Below are 13732 nucleotides of genomic sequence, written 5' to 3' on the forward strand. Positions count from 1 at the left end.
GACTAATGCATTAGCACATGCTAATCGAATATCCATGATCGAAGCCGCCCCAAATCCCGTCACGACCGTGATGCGCGCCCTCGCCGATCCGACCCGCCGTGCCGTGTTCGAGCGCGTGTTCGAGAGCAAGGAGATCAGCGTCGCCGAGCTCACCCGCGGCAGCGGCGTGACGCAGGGCGCGATCTCACAGCATCTGAAGTCGCTGAAGCAGGCCGGCCTCGTCGCCGAGCGCGCCGAGGGCCGCAACGTCTATTACCGCGCCGCGCCGCAAGGACTCGAGCCGCTGGTCACCTGGATGGACCATTACGGCGTGTTCTGGCGCGAGCGCTTCCAGAATCTGCGTGACCTCTTGAAGGAGATCGATCCGTGAGTGCAGCCGAGTTCAGAGCCGAAACAAAAGACATCGTCCAAGACATTGTTTTGGAGGAGGTCTTCCCTCACGCGCCCGAGACGATCTGGAAGACGCTGACCAGCGCCCAGTTGATCGCGCGCTGGCTGATGCAGCCGACCGGCTTCGAAGCCGTCGAAGGCAAGGCCTTCACCTTCCAGACCACGCCGGGCGGCAACTGGGATGGCGTCATCCATTGCCGGGTTCTCGAAGTGATACCCAACCGGCGCCTCGTCTATGCCTGGAAGGGCGGCGACGAACGCAACACCGGCTACGGCGCGCCGCTCGATACCGTCGTGACGTGGTCCCTCACCCCGGTCGAAGCCGGCACGCGGATCCGCCTGGTGCATGCGGGCTTCGTCATGCCCAGGAACGAGTCGGCCTACACGGTCATGAGCGGCGGCTGGAAGAAGGTTGTCCGCCAGCTCGACGAGATCAGTGGCGAGAAGTGAGTGGGAGATATTTCGATGACCAGGCCTTTTACCGGCGGCTGCGCCTGCGGCGCGATCCGCTATTCGATTCTCGGTGAGCCGCTGTTCAGCAATCACTGCCAGTGCCGGGATTGCCAGCGCGAAAGCGGCGGCGGTCACGGCTCGTACATGACCTTCGCGCGTGCCGGCGTCACGGTGACGGGCGAGGCGAAGCACTGGGACATGGTCGGCGACAGCGGCAACGTGAAGACGCGCGGTTTCTGCACGCAGTGCGGCTTGCCGGTCTACATGACCTTCGCCGCAATGCCCGACATCTTCACCATCCGCGCCGCAAGCCTCGACGAGCCCGCCCGCTACAAGCCGCAGGTGGTGACCTACGCAGCACGTGGACATGATTGGGATCGTCTCGATCCCGACCTGCCGAAGTTTGCAGGCATGCCGCCGGGGTGAGGCGGCCGTATTTGGAGTGTCGAAGTCTCGGCATCGTCATGGCCGGACTGTCCCGAATGTCATTCCTGACGCAATGCTCCGGTCCGCGCATCGCGCGGTACCCGTTGCATCGTCAATGGCAGCAGGAGGATTATCCCTTGGCGTCGCAGGCCCAGGCGCGGATCACGCATTCCTTGCCGCCGTATTTGTAGCATTCGCGCGTGGCGGCATTGAGCGAGGCCGAGATCTTCGGCTTGACGGCATAGCCATACGCGCCGCACGGGTTGGCCATATCGACCGACATCGCCGCGCAGGCACGCTTCATGGTCACGGTCGTGCAGTCGCCCTTGCACTGCTTCTGTGCCGCGGCACGCGCCTCGCGCTCGGCGCCGTAATCAAAAGCCTGGCCATAGGCCCCGCACTTGCCGACCGCAAACGCACCGGCAGCGTGCGCATCCGTGATGTAGCGAGCGCCGGCGACACAAACCGACAGCGCAAAGAAAAACATCGCGCAACGGCGCGCGACGACATTCGAAGCCATGGAAAAACCCCTCCCCCCAAGGCAGGTGGAGAGGACTCTAGGCGGTGGACGTTTCCAGATGGTGAACGAGGGGTGAAATCGAACGAATGAGAGTGCCGTAGGGTGGGCAAAGGGGCAAAGCGCCGTGCCCACCATCCATCCACACCATCATTCAAAATTGGTGGGCACGCTTCCGCCTTCGCTCTACGAGCTACGGCGGACAAGTCGCTTTGCCCACCCTACGGCACCGTCATCCGCGTCGTGCCGCTTCCAGCGCCTGCGGCGTGTCGATGTCGAGGAAGGCGCTCTCGCCATCCACGGGGACTTCGGCCACCGCTTCGGTGTGCTTGGCGATCAGATGGCGCGCGCCGACGTCGCCGTCGAGCGTCATCAGCTCCTTAAAGAAGCGGCGCGACCACAGCACGGGATTGCCGCGGCGCCCGTCACTGACGGGCACGACGATGAGGTTGCCGCGGTCCGGCGCAAAGCCGTCGATGAGACGGTCGATCAGGCCGGCATCGATCAGCGGCATGTCGCCCAAACAGACCACGGCGCCGTCGCAACTTTCCGGCACGGCCGCGATGCCGGCCTTGACCGAGCTCGCGATGCCGCCGGCGAAATCCGGGTTGCGGACGAACTTCACCTTCAAGCCTTGCAGCGCCTGCTCGACCAGCTCTGTCTGATGCCCGGTGACGACGATCACCTCGGAGGCCTTGGAGGCCAGCGCCTGCTCGGTCGCGATCCGCACCAGCTTCTTGCCGTCGAGCTCGGCGAGCAGCTTGTTCGGTCCGCCCATCCGGGTCGAGCGGCCCGCCGCGAGCACGATGGCCGCGATCTGGCTGTTGCCCTCGATCGCGGGTTCTGCGCGCGGCTGCGGCCGCGTGACGATCTCCATCAGGAGGCCGCCGACGCCCATGCCCATCAACTCGGACCGCGTCACCTTGATGCCGGCGAGCAGCCGCATCAGCACCCAGTCGAAACCGTTCTCGACCGGCGAGCGTGCGCAGCCAGGTGCGCCCAGCACCGGCACCCCGCCGGCCCGCGCGATCAGCAGCAAATTGCCGGGATCGACCGGCATACCGAAATGCTCGATCTCGCCGCCGATCCCGGTGACGGCCGCCGGAATCACGTCGCGGCGGTCGGCGATCGCGGACGCCCCGAACACGATGACGAGCTCCGCACCAAGCCCGAGCAATTCCTTGATCGCGGCCGACAGCGCCCGTTCCTCATGCTGCACGCGCCGCTCGGCAATGATGCTGGCGCCGGCCGGAGCGAGCCGCTCGGCGGTGACGCGCAGCGTCTTGTCGATCACCTTCGACGAGAGGCCCGGCAGCAGCGTCGAGACCACGCCGACGCGCTTGATGACGTAGGGCGCGATCTTCAGCACGTCCCTGCCCGCCGCCTTCACCGCGGCATCGCGCAAATTGCCTTCGACGCCGAACGGGATGATCTTGACGGTGCCGACCATCTCGCCCTCGACCACCGGCTTGTAGGCGGTGAGCGTCGCAAAGGTGATGGCCTCGTCGATATTGTTGATGCGGTCGACCGCGGCGCGGTCGATCACCAGCACGCCCGGGCGCGCGGCGAACAGATTGGCGCGGCCGGTGAAGGCGCGCTCGACATGAATGCCCTCGCCGCCGACGGCCAGCGCGATGCTGGCGGCGGCGACATCCTCGGAGACGTCGCCCTCCTCCATGCGCACCACCACGACGTCCTTGATGCCGGCGCGCTCCAGCGCCTCGACCTCGGCCGGGCCGATCGTCGTGCCTTTCTTGAGCACCAGCGGACCCTGGCGCAGGGTGTGGACGGTCACCCCGCCGATCGCATCCTTGGGGCTCGCCGGTCCGAATTTCATGCCGCTTCTTCTTTTTCTTTTGGAGGCAGGCGCAGCACCGCCGTGATCTCGGCCATGATCGACACCGCGATCTCGGACGGCGAGACAGCGCCGATCGCCAGCCCAATGGGCGCGTGGATGCGCGCGATGTCGCTGTCCTTGGCGCCCTGCGCGCGCAGCCGGTCGCCGCGCTTGGCATGCGTCTTTCGCGAGCCGAGCGCGCCGATATAGAAGCAGTTGCGCTCGAAGGCGTGCAGCAGCGCGGGATCGTCGATCTTCGGATCGTGCGTCACCGCGACGAAAGCCGTGTAGGCATCGACATTGAGCGGCGGCAGCGCCGTGTCGGGCCATTCGGCGACCAGGGGAATGTCAGGGAAGCGCTCCGCGCTCGCAAACGCCGTGCGGGGATCGACCACGGTGACGTCGTAGCCGAGCGAGCGCGCCAGCGGCGCCAGGGCTTGGCTGATATGGACCGCGCCGACGATGACGAGCTTTGCGGTCGGCGCATAGACGTTGAGGAACAGCTTTTTGCCGCCGGCCTCGACACTGGCGCTCTTGCCCATGCGAAGCTGCTTGTCCAGTTCGGCACGCAACGGGTCCTTGGCGAAATCCGCGGATTTCACCAGACGCTGCTCGCCGCTCTCGGTGTCGGTCACCAAAATCGCCGGCCGGCGCGCGGCGCGCTCGGCATTGAGTTCGTGCAGGATTGCGAGCTTCACGGCTAACCGACCTTCTCGACGAAGACGCGAATGGTGCCGCCGCAGGACAGCCCGACATTCCAGGCCGTCTCATCGGCAACGCCGAACTCCAGCATCCTGGGCTTGCCGCTCTGGATCACGTCCATGGCCTCGGTGACCACGGCGCCTTCGACGCAGCCGCCGGAGACCGACCCCAGAAACGTGCCCTCATCGTTGATGACGAGGCTCGAGCCCGCCGGGCGCGGCGCCGAGCCCCAGGTCTCGACAACGGTGGCCAGCGCGACGCCCCGGCCGGCCTTCTGCCAATCCTCCGCCGCCTTCAGAATATCCTCGTCGCGATCGAGCATGGCTTAACCTCTCAAGCTGCGGAACGGATCAGGCTGCGGTGATGCGGCGGCAGCGGCCGGGAGAGCGTCGTGATCAGCTCCTGGATCGAACTCAAATTATGTACCGGGCGGAATTCGTCAACGTGCGGGAGCATCATTTTGATGCCCTGGGCCTTGGCCTCGAAGCCGCCGAACCGCAGAAGCGGGTTGAGCCAGATCAGTCGCCGGCAGGACCGGTGCAGCCGGTCCATCTCGAAGGCGAGCCTGGAATCGGCCTCCCGCTCCAGCCCGTCGGAGATCAGCAGCACGATGGCGCCCTGGCTCAGCACCCGCCGCGCCCACAATTTGTTGAAGTTGTGCAGCGAGGCCGAAATCCGGGTGCCGCCGGCCCAGTCCTCGACCGAGGCCGAGCAGCTCGCCAGCGCCTCATCAGGGTCGCGCTGGCGCAGCGCCCGGGTGACGTTGGTCAGCCGGGTGCCGAACAAGAACACCGAGACGCGCTTGCGGGCGTCGCCGATGGCGTGCAGGAAATGCAGGAACAGGCGGGTGTACTCGCTCATCGAGCCCGAGATATCGAGCAGGGCTACGATCGGCGCCGGCTTCTCGATGCGCCCGAGGCGATGGATGTCGATGATGTCACCGCCGGTGCGCAAGGACGCGCGCAGCGTGCGGCGCAAATCGAGACGAAGCCCGCGGGGATCCGGCCGGTGCCGGCGCGTCAGAAGCTCGGCCTGCGGCAACCGCATCCGCTCGACGGCGCGGAGTGCTTCGGTGATCTCAGCCGCGCTCATCTGCGCAAAATCCTTCTTCTGAAGGATCTCCTTGTCAGAGACCGACAGGCGCAAATCTTGCTCCTGGTGCTGCGGCGTCTCCGTCATCCGCGGCTGCGACATCGCCTCCTGCACGCGGCGGGAGCCGGCCTGCGGCTTCTTCTTGGCCTGCTCCGGCAACGGCACCGAATCCAGCATGTGCTTCCACTCTTCCGAGGCGCGGAAGAACAGGTTGAAGGCCTGCCTGAAGATCAGCGCATGCTCGTGGCGCTTGACGAAGATCGCCTCCAGCGTGGTGAAGACGTCGGCGCGGTTGCCGATGTCGATCACCTGGAGCGCGCTCATGGCATCGATGACGGCGCCCGGCCCGACCGGCATGCTGGCTGCACGCAACGCGCGGGCGAAGCCGACGATGTTGTCGGCGAACTGCTCGGTCTGGTCGGGCGCAAGGTGGTTGATGGCCATGGTCTCGTATCCATCCCCTCGTCATTCCGGGGCGCGCCACTTGGCGCGAGCCCGGAATCCATACTCCCGATCGTGGTTATGGATTCCGGGCTCGACGCTGCGCGTCGCCCCGGAATGACCGGAGTACTAGTGGCGCAAGATCAATTCTCGCTCGTCGCTTCCTTCAGCACCTTTTGCAGGGCGTCGCCCTGCATCCGGGTGATATCGTCCTGGTACTTGAGCAGCGCGCCCAGCGTGTCGCCAACCACTTGCGGGGTCAGCGAGCGGGCGTCGAGCTCCGACAGCGCGGTGGCCCAGTCGATGGTCTCGGCGACACCCGGCGACTTGTAGAAATCCTGGTTGCGCAGCGCCTGGACGAAACGCACGACCTGCTGCGACAGCTTGGCCGAGATGCCGGGCACGCGCGTCTTGACGATCGCGAGTTCGCGTTCGGCTTCGGGATAGTCGACCCAGTGATAGAGACAGCGCCGCTTCAGCGCATCGTGGATCTCGCGGGTGCGGTTGGAGGTGATGATGACGATCGGCGGATGCGGCGCCTTCACGGTGCCGAATTCGGGAATGGTCACCTGGAAGTCGCTGAGGATTTCGAGCAGGTATGCCTCGAACGCCTCGTCGGCGCGGTCGAGTTCGTCGATCAGCAGCACCGGCGGCCCGGCGACGTCGGGCTCCAGCGCCTGAAGCAACGGCCGCTTGATCATGTAGCGGTCGGCGAAGATGTCGGACGAGAGCTGATCGCGGTCGGTGTCGCCGGCGGCTTCCGCCATCCGGATCGCGATCATCTGCGCGGCGCTGTTCCACTCGTAGACGGCGGAGGAGACGTCGAGGCCCTCGTAGCACTGCAGGCGGATCAGCTTCCGCCCCAGCGCCGCCGAGAGCACCTTGGCGATCTCGGTCTTGCCGACGCCGGCTTCGCCCTCCAGGAACAGCGGCCGGCCCATACGCAGCGACAGATAGGTCACCGTCGCCAGCGACCGCTCCGCGAGATAACCGCGCGAAGTCAAGAGTTCGAGCATCGCATCGACCGATGCCGGCAGGGCCGTGAGAGTCATGAAAAAGCCAGTCTCGCTACGCCCTCACCGGGGACAAGTTTGGGCCGAGGCGTGAGGTTCACTCACTCCTTGGCGTTGGCGGCATCGAGGGCACGCCGCGTCAGCACCCCGATGAGATGCGCACGGTATTCGGCGCTGCCGTGGATGTCGCTGTTGAGGCCTTCCGCCGGCACCTCGATGCCATCGAGCGCCTTCGCGGCGAAGCGCTTCTTCAGGGCTTCCTCGAACGCGGTGACGCGGAACACGCCTTCGGAGCCGGCACCGGTGACGGCAACGCGCACGTCCGAAGGACGCCGCGCCACGAACACGCCGACCAGCGCATAACGCGAAGCCTGATTGCGGAACTTGATGTAGGCCGCCTTCTTCGGCAGCGGGAACATCACCTTGGTGATGATCTCGTCGGCTTCGAGCGCCGTCGTGAACAGGCCCTGGAAATACTCTTCCGCCTTGAGGCGGCGCTTGTTGGTGACGATGGTGGCGCCGAGCGCGAGCACCGCGGCCGGATAGTCCGCGGTCGGATCGTTGTTGGCGAGCGAGCCGCCGATCGTGCCCTTGTGGCGCACGGCCGGGTCGCCGATCTGGCTGGCAAGATTGGCCAGCGCTGGGATCGCCTCACCGACGATCGCGGAGCTTGCGACCTCGGCATGCCTGGCGGTGGCGCCGATCACGAGCGCGCGGCCCTTCATCTCGATCGTGTTGAGCCCCTCGATATGGGAGAGGTCGACCAGATGGGGCGGGCTCGCGAGACGCTGCTTCATGACGGGAATCAGCGTGTGGCCGCCGGCGATCACCTTGGCGTCCTCGTTCTTCACCAGGAGGTTGGCCGCCTGGCGAACGGTCCCAGGGCGATGGTATTTGAATTCGTACATCTGAATGTCCTGATCGCAGAATGCGCGCGCGGTTAGGCGAGATCGGATTTCGCCATCGCCTTGGCGCCGGCGGAGATCGAAGCGACGATGTTCTGGTAGCCGGTGCAACGGCAGAGATTGCCTTCCAGCTCCTCGCGGATGGTGTGGTCGTCGAGCTCGTGGCCCTTGCGATGGACGATGTCGATCGCGGTCATGATCATGCCCGGCGTGCAGAAGCCGCACTGCAGGCCATGGTGCTCGCGGAAGGCCTCCTGCATCGGATGCAGCGGAGCGCCGTCGGCGGCCAGTCCCTCGATCGTCTTGACCTCGTGGCCATCGGCCATCACGGCCAGCGTGGTGCAGGACTTCACGGCCTTGCCGTCGAGATGCACGACACAGGCGCCGCACTGCGAGGTATCGCAGCCGACATGGGTGCCGGTCAGGCGCAGATTCTCGCGCAGGAACTGCACCAGAAGGGTGCGGGGATCGACGTTGGCCGTGACAGGATTGCCGTTCACGATGAGGGAGATTTTTGCCATAAGCACTCTCTATCAGCGCCCCGACGGGTCCCGTCGAAGCGGTTCTTATAATTATTCCAACCCATCATATGGGCCATTATGCCCCGGGGCAACATCGCCCCGGACGCAAGGCGCCATGCCGAAAGGCGATAGCCTTCAGCCCTGTACCGCTAGCCCTGTACCGCTTTGGCGAAGTTCGCGAAAAATTCGTCGGCCAGCTTCTTGGCGGCGCCGTTGATGAGGCGCTGGCCGAGCTGCGCCAACTTGCCGCCGATCTGCGCCTCGACCTCGTAGGCGAGCAGCGTACCGCCGTCCTTCTCCGCGAGCTTGACCACGGCGCCGCCCTTGGCGAAGCCGGCCACCCCACCCTCGCCTTCGCCAGAGATCTTGTAGCCGTTCGGCGGGTCGAGATCACTCAGTGTCACCTTGCCCTTGAAGCGCGCCGACACCGGCCCGACCTTCATTTTCGCCGTCGCGCGAAAGCCGCCGTCGTCGGTCTTCTCCAGCTCCTCGCAGCCGGGGATGCAGGCCTTCAGCACCTCGGGATTGTTGAGCTTCTCCCACACGGCCTCGCGCGGCGCCGCAAGCTGGACTTCGCCGTTCATCGTCATGGCCATGGGGTACCTCCCGGATGCTTCGCTATAATGTGCTCAAATAACGCACGGAGGCCGCAAAGGAAAGGGCAGCCCCCGGCCACGTGCAATGCATATTCGCAACTGCAAAAAGCTTTCCGCCGATGGTTTGGGATTGGCAGAGCCGGGGCATGGTGATTAGGTCCCGCGCAACATGAGCACAGCCCTCTCCCCCCTGCTCGCGCCGATGCTGTCGAGCGCAGCCATGCGCGCGGTCTGCGACGACCGGTCGACCCTCCAGAACATGCTCGATTTCGAGGCAGCCCTGGCACGCTCCGAGGCCGCCACGGATGTGATTCCCGCATCCGCGGTCGGCCCGATCGAAGCCGCGTGCAAGGCTGATAGCTTTGACATGGCCGCCCTGGGCGAGGCCGCGACGCGATCCGGCAATCTCGCGATTCCCCTGGTCAAGGCGCTCACGGCCAATGTCGGCAAGGCCGATGCGGAGGCCGCGCGCTACGTGCATTGGGGTGCGACGAGCCAGGATGTCATCGACACCGCGACCATGCTCACGCTTCGCGCCGGCATCGATGCGCTCGATGCCGATCTCAGCCGCGCCATCAAGGGCTTTGCCGCCCTGGCACGGAGCCATCGCAACACCGCCATGGTGGCGCGGACCTGGCTCCAGCACGCCCTGCCGATGCCGTTCGGGCTCAAGGCCGCGGAATACGCATCAAGCCTCGCCCGCGCCCGCTGCCGCCTGCGGCGGCTCTCCCGCGAGGGTCTTGCGCTGCAATTCGGCGGCGCGGCCGGCACGCTCGCGGCCCTCGGCGACAAGGGGCTCGTCGTTGCAGAGCGATTGGCGCAGGAGCTCAACCTGCCGCTGCCGGAAGCGCCCTGGCACACCCATCGCGACCGGATCGCGGAAGCCGCATCATGCTTTGCGATTCTCGCCGGAAGCTGCGGCAAGATCGCGCGCGACGTCTCGCTGATGATGCAGACCGATGTTGGCGAAGCGTTCGAGCCTGCCGGCGAAGGCCGCGGTGGCTCCTCGACCATGCCGCACAAGCGCAACCCGGTCGCGGCCGCGAGCGCGCTGGGCTGCGCGACCATGGCGCCGCAGCTCGCCGCGACGATCTTTGCAGCCCAGGTGCAGGACCATGAGCGCAGCGCCGGCCCCTGGCACGCGGAATGGCCGACGCTGCCGCAATTGATGCTGGTCGCCTCGGGCGCGCTCGCCGCCATCGTCGACATCGCCGAGGGCCTCGACGTCGATGCCGCGCGCATGCGCAGCAATCTCGATGCGACGCATGGGCTCATCATGGCGGAAGCCGTTACATTTGCGCTGGCCGACAAGATCGGCAAAAGCGATGCGCATCATTTGATCGAGGCCGCTAGCAAGCGCGCGGTCGCCGAAAAGAAGCATTTGCGCGAAGTTCTCGCGGCCGATTCGCAGGTCACCGCGCATCTGCCGCCGGAAAAAATTGCGGCATTGTTCGAGCCGATGGCCTATCAAGGGGCTTCCCAAGCCCTGATCGACCGGCTGCTCGACAGCCTCGAGCGCGATTAATTGTTTGAGCATGATCTTTTTCGGAAAACCGCTCCACACTTTTCCGGATCATGCTCCAGAACGGAGACGCCCAGCATGCCCATGATCGATGCCGACGGTTGCCTGATCAACGTCTCCGTCGAGGGCCGCGACGGCGGGCCGACGCTGATGCTGTCCAACTCGCTGGGCTGCACGTTGCAGATGTGGGAGCCGCAGATGAAGGCGTTGACGCAGGTGTTCCGCGTCATCCGCTACGACCGCCGCGGCCACGGCAAGTCCAACGTTCCGCCCGCCCCCTACACGATGGAGCGCTTCGGCCGCGACGTGCTGGCGATCCTCGACGATCTCAACATCGAGAAGGTGCATTGGTGCGGCCTGTCGATGGGCGGCATGGTCGGGCAGTGGCTAGGGGCCAATGCGCCGGAGCGGTTCGGCAAGCTTATCCTCGCCAACACCTCCTGCTACTACGCCGAGCCGACCAAATGGCTGGAGCGCATCGACGCGGTAAAGAAGGGCGGCATCGCCGCGGTGGCCGATGCCGTCATCGCGGGCTGGCTGACCCAGGATTTCCGCGAGCGCGAGCCGCAGATCACGGCGAAGATGAAGTCGATGCTGCTCGCCTCCCCCGTCGAGGGCTATCTCGCCTGCTGCGAGGCGCTGTCGACGCTCGACCAGCGCGAGCTGCTGCCCAAGATCAAGAGCCCGACGCTGGTGATCGCCGGCCGCCACGACATGGCGACGCCGATCTCGGCGGGTGAATTGATCCGCTCCAACATTCCCGGCGCCAGCATGACCATCATCGACGCCGCTCACATTTCCAATGTCGAGCAGCCGCACGCCTTCACCGACGCGGTGGTGGGTTTCCTGACGCAGCGCTAGCCGGAGAAAAAACATGGACGACCAGAAGCGCCGCAATGCCGGCATGAATGTGCGCCGGAAGGTTTTGGGCAATGCCTGGGTCGACAAGTCGATCGCGGGCCGCAACGCCTTCAACACCGACTTCCAGGACATGATCACGCGCTACGCCTGGGGCGAGATCTGGACGCGGCCGCATTTCGACGAGCGCACGCGGCGCGTGCTCGTGATCGGCACCATGGTCGCGCTGGGGCAATGGGACGAATTCCGCCTGCATGTGCGCGCGGCGCTCGCCGAGGGCGGCTTCACCCCCGACGACATCAAGGAAATCCTGCTTCAGCAGGCAATCTATTGCGGCGTGCCGGCGGCGAACCACGCCGTCAAGGAAGCCTCAGCCATTGTGCAGGAGCTCGGCCTGCTCAAGAGCTAGCGGCGCGGCGGTTTCGACGGCCTCCCGAACGTTCTTGGGCGCCGGCGCGGGCCGCTCGATCACCACCACAATGGCAGCGCCGAGCAACAGCAGGAGCTCGGTGGCATGCAGCCGGAGCGCGGCCATCTCGCCGACCTTCGAGGCCATCAACATGCTCGTAAACGAGATGAGGCTGCCGATCGCAAGCGCAATGCCGAGCGCCTCGTCGCTGCCGCCATTCTTGCGGACGCGGGGAATGCACAGAAGCGCGAGATAGATTGCAAAGAACGCCACCACCGTCAGCCGGCCCAGCGCCAGCAGCCAGGCGGCACGCACCGTGCTCATCCCCGCCATCTGAAGATGGTCGCTGAGGAACAGCGCCACCGCGACACTCGGCCGCTCGTAGAGGCCGTGCACCGGTGCCACCATGATGTTGAAGGCCACGAGCGTCCAGGCCGGGATGAAATAGGCCGCCAGCAGGGCGCCGTTGACCGAACCGATCCGCCAATTCCTGAACATGCCGCTTCCCGCTTCGCTCGCTGCGCGCCTTCCATGGAAAGGCTTTGCCGAGGAGCTAACTCGCATCAGACCATGGCGGCAATTTAAACCCTTTGTTTACCTTAACCAGCCCGCCGGGCGGCGCGCCCAAGGAAAAAGCCCCGCCTCCGGGCGGGGCCCTCTTCACGTCTAGGCTCCGAAACTACTTGTCCTGACCGTGCTGGCCGCCCTGTTGCTGGCCGGGCTTCTCGCCCTGGCGCTGCGGATCCTGCTGCTGCTGTCCGGGTTTCTGCCCGCCACCCTGCTGCTGCCCGGGTTTCTGAGTCTGCTGGCCCGGATTCTGATCTTGCTGCTTCGACATTTGGGGGAACTCCCTAGTTGGACCTCAGAGGAGAGACAACGGCCGGGATTCAGTTTGGTTGCTTTGCGGAACCCGGTTCCTCGCACCTGCGGAACCGAAATGACATCCGTAGCGAAATGACCTCTGTACAAGCCTTTGTGTCGAGGCATGGCCAGTTGCAGCCACCAGTTCCCTCCTGTTACAAAACGAGAAGAATGCTTAGGGGCTGCCGGGGCCCGAGAAGAAACTCAATCACACTTTCTCTCGAAGAGCTCCCTTTGAGCCGCGTCAGGTTTGGTAACGGCAGCCCATGGATTATTTCGCCCAGCAGCTCATCAACGGTCTCGTTCTGGGCTCGATCTACGGCCTGATCGCCATCGGCTATACGATGGTCTACGGCATCGTCGGGATGATCAATTTCGCCCATGGCGATGTCTTCATGATCGGCGGCTTCATCGCCCTGATCACCTTCCTGATCCTGATCTCGCTCGGCCTGACCGCGATCCCGGTGATCCTGCTGGTGGTGCTGCTGGTGTCGATGGCGATCACCGCGCTCTATGGCTGGACCATCGAGCGCATCGCCTACCGGCCCCTGCGTCATTCCTTCCGCCTCGCCCCGATGCTGTCGGCGATCGGCATGTCCTTCGTGCTGACCAATTACTCGCAGGTCGCGCAGGGCGCCCGCGTCAAGCCGATTCCGCCCTTCATCACCGGCGGCTATACGCTGCACGAAAGCGCGGACGGCTTTGTGATCCAGCTCTCCAACATCCAGATCATGGTGGTTCTCACCACCATCGTGCTGCTTGGGATCTTCACCTGGCTGGTGTCGCGCACCCGGCTCGGCCGCGACATGCGGGCCTGCGAGCAGGACCAGACCATGGCGGCGCTGCTCGGCGTCAACGTCGACCGCACCATCTCCATGACCTTCGTGATCGGCGCAGCACTCGCCGCAGTCGCGGGCCTGATGTACCTGCTCTATTATGGCCTGGTGGATTTCTTCATGGGCTTCGTCGCCGGCATCAAGGCGTTCACCGCGGCCGTGCTCGGCGGCATCGGCTCGCTGCCTGGCGCCATGCTGGGCGGTCTCGCGATCGGCCTGATCGAGACGTTCTGGTCGGCCTATTTCTCGGTCGAGTACAAGGACGTCGCGGCGTTCTCGATCCTGATCGTCGTGCTGATCTTCATGCCGACCGGCCTGCTCGGCCGTCCCGAAGTCGAAAAAGTCTAACGGTC

Annotated in this window: 18 protein-coding genes; 7 read left to right on the forward strand and 11 right to left on the reverse strand. The window is 65.2% G+C overall.

Annotated features, from left to right (window positions below; genetic code table 11):
* Positions 1-34 precede the first annotated feature (34 nt).
* The 3 genes from AC1DW2_RS02315 to AC1DW2_RS02325 are packed head-to-tail and all read left to right on the forward strand — an operon-like array spanning position 35 to position 1269.
* Positions 35-370, forward strand: a complete 336-nt coding sequence (locus AC1DW2_RS02315; protein WP_011088398.1) for an ArsR/SmtB family transcription factor — start codon at positions 35-37, stop codon at positions 368-370.
* Complete coding sequence (locus AC1DW2_RS02320; RefSeq protein WP_135215454.1) at positions 367-840, forward strand: SRPBCC family protein; 474 nt, start codon at positions 367-369, stop codon at positions 838-840. The genes AC1DW2_RS02315 and AC1DW2_RS02320 overlap by 4 nt, the downstream gene beginning before the upstream one ends.
* A 15-nt stretch (positions 841-855) precedes the next feature.
* Positions 856-1269, forward strand: coding sequence for a GFA family protein (locus AC1DW2_RS02325; RefSeq protein WP_135215453.1), 414 nt, complete (start codon positions 856-858; stop codon positions 1267-1269).
* A gap of 130 nt (positions 1270-1399) precedes the next feature.
* On the opposite strand, the gene AC1DW2_RS02330 is transcribed toward AC1DW2_RS02325, so the two are convergent.
* The 9 genes from AC1DW2_RS02330 to AC1DW2_RS02370 all read right to left on the reverse strand — a co-directional run bounded on the left by AC1DW2_RS02330 (position 1400) and on the right by AC1DW2_RS02370 (position 8893).
* Entirely contained in the window at positions 1400-1789 is a 390-nt protein-coding gene (locus AC1DW2_RS02330; protein ID WP_028158473.1) for a DUF4189 domain-containing protein, read from the reverse strand.
* A gap of 229 nt (positions 1790-2018) precedes the next feature.
* Positions 2019-3623 carry an NTP transferase domain-containing protein gene (locus AC1DW2_RS02335; protein WP_231142270.1) on the reverse strand — a complete coding sequence of 535 codons (1605 nt, stop codon included), beginning with the start codon at positions 3621-3623 and terminating at the stop codon, positions 2019-2021.
* Positions 3620-4321, reverse strand: a complete 702-nt coding sequence (locus AC1DW2_RS02340; protein WP_354076312.1) for an XdhC family protein — start codon at positions 4319-4321, stop codon at positions 3620-3622. Before AC1DW2_RS02340 ends, AC1DW2_RS02335 begins: the two co-directional genes overlap by 4 nt.
* A gap of 2 nt (positions 4322-4323) precedes the next feature.
* The gene (locus tag AC1DW2_RS02345; RefSeq protein WP_007602422.1) at positions 4324-4647 is read right to left on the reverse strand and encodes an XdhC family protein; all 324 of its coding nucleotides are present in this window, start codon (positions 4645-4647) and stop codon (positions 4324-4326) included.
* Positions 4648-4658: 11 nt separating this feature from the next.
* Positions 4659-5861: a vWA domain-containing protein gene (locus AC1DW2_RS02350; protein WP_071912469.1), complete on the reverse strand. Its 1203-nt coding sequence runs from the start codon at positions 5859-5861 to the stop codon at positions 4659-4661.
* 140 nt (positions 5862-6001) lie between these two features.
* Entirely contained in the window at positions 6002-6910 is a 909-nt protein-coding gene (locus AC1DW2_RS02355; RefSeq protein ID WP_028147443.1) for an AAA family ATPase, read from the reverse strand.
* A gap of 62 nt (positions 6911-6972) precedes the next feature.
* The gene (locus AC1DW2_RS02360) at positions 6973-7779 is read right to left on the reverse strand and encodes an FAD binding domain-containing protein (RefSeq protein WP_014494195.1); all 807 of its coding nucleotides are present in this window, start codon (positions 7777-7779) and stop codon (positions 6973-6975) included.
* Positions 7780-7811: 32 nt separating this feature from the next.
* Positions 7812-8297 (reverse strand): (2Fe-2S)-binding protein, encoded by a 486-nt coding sequence (locus AC1DW2_RS02365; protein WP_014494194.1) that lies wholly within the window; start codon positions 8295-8297, stop codon positions 7812-7814.
* A 149-nt stretch (positions 8298-8446) separates the two neighbouring features.
* Positions 8447-8893, reverse strand: a complete 447-nt coding sequence (locus AC1DW2_RS02370) for an SRPBCC family protein (protein ID WP_247309395.1) — start codon at positions 8891-8893, stop codon at positions 8447-8449.
* A 169-nt stretch (positions 8894-9062) separates the two neighbouring features.
* Here AC1DW2_RS02370 and AC1DW2_RS02375 point away from each other — a divergent pair, with 169 nt between their 5' ends.
* From AC1DW2_RS02375 to AC1DW2_RS02385, 3 genes are all read left to right on the forward strand, one after another.
* Positions 9063-10418, forward strand: a complete 1356-nt coding sequence (locus AC1DW2_RS02375; protein WP_477005141.1) for a 3-carboxy-cis,cis-muconate cycloisomerase — start codon at positions 9063-9065, stop codon at positions 10416-10418.
* A 75-nt stretch (positions 10419-10493) separates the two neighbouring features.
* A complete protein-coding gene (gene pcaD, locus AC1DW2_RS02380; protein ID WP_354175027.1) occupies positions 10494-11276 on the forward strand; it encodes a 3-oxoadipate enol-lactonase in 783 nt (260 codons plus the stop codon).
* Positions 11277-11289: 13 nt separating this feature from the next.
* Complete coding sequence (locus AC1DW2_RS02385) at positions 11290-11682, forward strand: carboxymuconolactone decarboxylase family protein (protein WP_477005142.1); 393 nt, start codon at positions 11290-11292, stop codon at positions 11680-11682.
* Here AC1DW2_RS02385 and AC1DW2_RS02390 read toward each other — a convergent pair.
* Both AC1DW2_RS02390 and AC1DW2_RS02395 read right to left on the reverse strand, forming a co-directional pair.
* On the reverse strand, positions 11644-12180 hold the full coding sequence (locus AC1DW2_RS02390; protein WP_071912463.1) for a hypothetical protein: 537 nt from the start codon (positions 12178-12180) through the stop codon (positions 11644-11646). The two genes, AC1DW2_RS02385 and AC1DW2_RS02390, sit on opposite strands and share 39 nt — an antisense overlap.
* Positions 12181-12361: 181 nt before the next feature.
* Positions 12362-12520, reverse strand: coding sequence for a hypothetical protein (locus tag AC1DW2_RS02395; RefSeq protein ID WP_166091448.1), 159 nt, complete (start codon positions 12518-12520; stop codon positions 12362-12364).
* A 289-nt stretch (positions 12521-12809) separates the two neighbouring features.
* Between AC1DW2_RS02395 and AC1DW2_RS02400 the strand changes: the two genes are divergently transcribed.
* The gene (locus tag AC1DW2_RS02400; protein WP_028147449.1) at positions 12810-13727 is read left to right on the forward strand and encodes an ABC transporter permease subunit; all 918 of its coding nucleotides are present in this window, start codon (positions 12810-12812) and stop codon (positions 13725-13727) included.
* Positions 13728-13732: the final 5 nt, after the last annotated feature.

The organism is Bradyrhizobium sp. P3_C3, assembly GCF_056402655.1.

Coding starts and splice junctions, on each gene's coding strand:
- AC1DW2_RS02315 (WP_011088398.1), top strand. CDS start 35: ATGATCGAAGCCGCCCCAAATCCCGTCACGACCGTGATGCGCGCCCTC.
- AC1DW2_RS02325 (WP_135215453.1), top strand. CDS start 856: ATGACCAGGCCTTTTACCGGCGGCTGCGCCTGCGGCGCGATCCGCTAT.
- AC1DW2_RS02330 (WP_028158473.1), bottom strand. CDS start 1,789: ATGGCTTCGAATGTCGTCGCGCGCCGTTGCGCGATGTTTTTCTTTGCG.
- AC1DW2_RS02335 (WP_231142270.1), bottom strand. CDS start 3,623: ATGAAATTCGGACCGGCGAGCCCCAAGGATGCGATCGGCGGGGTGACC.
- AC1DW2_RS02345 (WP_007602422.1), bottom strand. CDS start 4,647: ATGCTCGATCGCGACGAGGATATTCTGAAGGCGGCGGAGGATTGGCAG.
- AC1DW2_RS02350 (WP_071912469.1), bottom strand. CDS start 5,861: ATGGCCATCAACCACCTTGCGCCCGACCAGACCGAGCAGTTCGCCGAC.
- AC1DW2_RS02355 (WP_028147443.1), bottom strand. CDS start 6,910: ATGACTCTCACGGCCCTGCCGGCATCGGTCGATGCGATGCTCGAACTC.
- AC1DW2_RS02360 (WP_014494195.1), bottom strand. CDS start 7,779: ATGTACGAATTCAAATACCATCGCCCTGGGACCGTTCGCCAGGCGGCC.
- AC1DW2_RS02365 (WP_014494194.1), bottom strand. CDS start 8,297: ATGGCAAAAATCTCCCTCATCGTGAACGGCAATCCTGTCACGGCCAAC.
- AC1DW2_RS02370 (WP_247309395.1), bottom strand. CDS start 8,893: ATGGCCATGACGATGAACGGCGAAGTCCAGCTTGCGGCGCCGCGCGAG.
- AC1DW2_RS02375 (WP_477005141.1), top strand. CDS start 9,063: ATGAGCACAGCCCTCTCCCCCCTGCTCGCGCCGATGCTGTCGAGCGCA.
- pcaD (WP_354175027.1), top strand. CDS start 10,494: ATGCCCATGATCGATGCCGACGGTTGCCTGATCAACGTCTCCGTCGAG.
- AC1DW2_RS02385 (WP_477005142.1), top strand. CDS start 11,290: ATGGACGACCAGAAGCGCCGCAATGCCGGCATGAATGTGCGCCGGAAG.
- AC1DW2_RS02390 (WP_071912463.1), bottom strand. CDS start 12,180: ATGTTCAGGAATTGGCGGATCGGTTCGGTCAACGGCGCCCTGCTGGCG.
- AC1DW2_RS02395 (WP_166091448.1), bottom strand. CDS start 12,520: ATGTCGAAGCAGCAAGATCAGAATCCGGGCCAGCAGACTCAGAAACCC.
- AC1DW2_RS02400 (WP_028147449.1), top strand. CDS start 12,810: ATGGATTATTTCGCCCAGCAGCTCATCAACGGTCTCGTTCTGGGCTCG.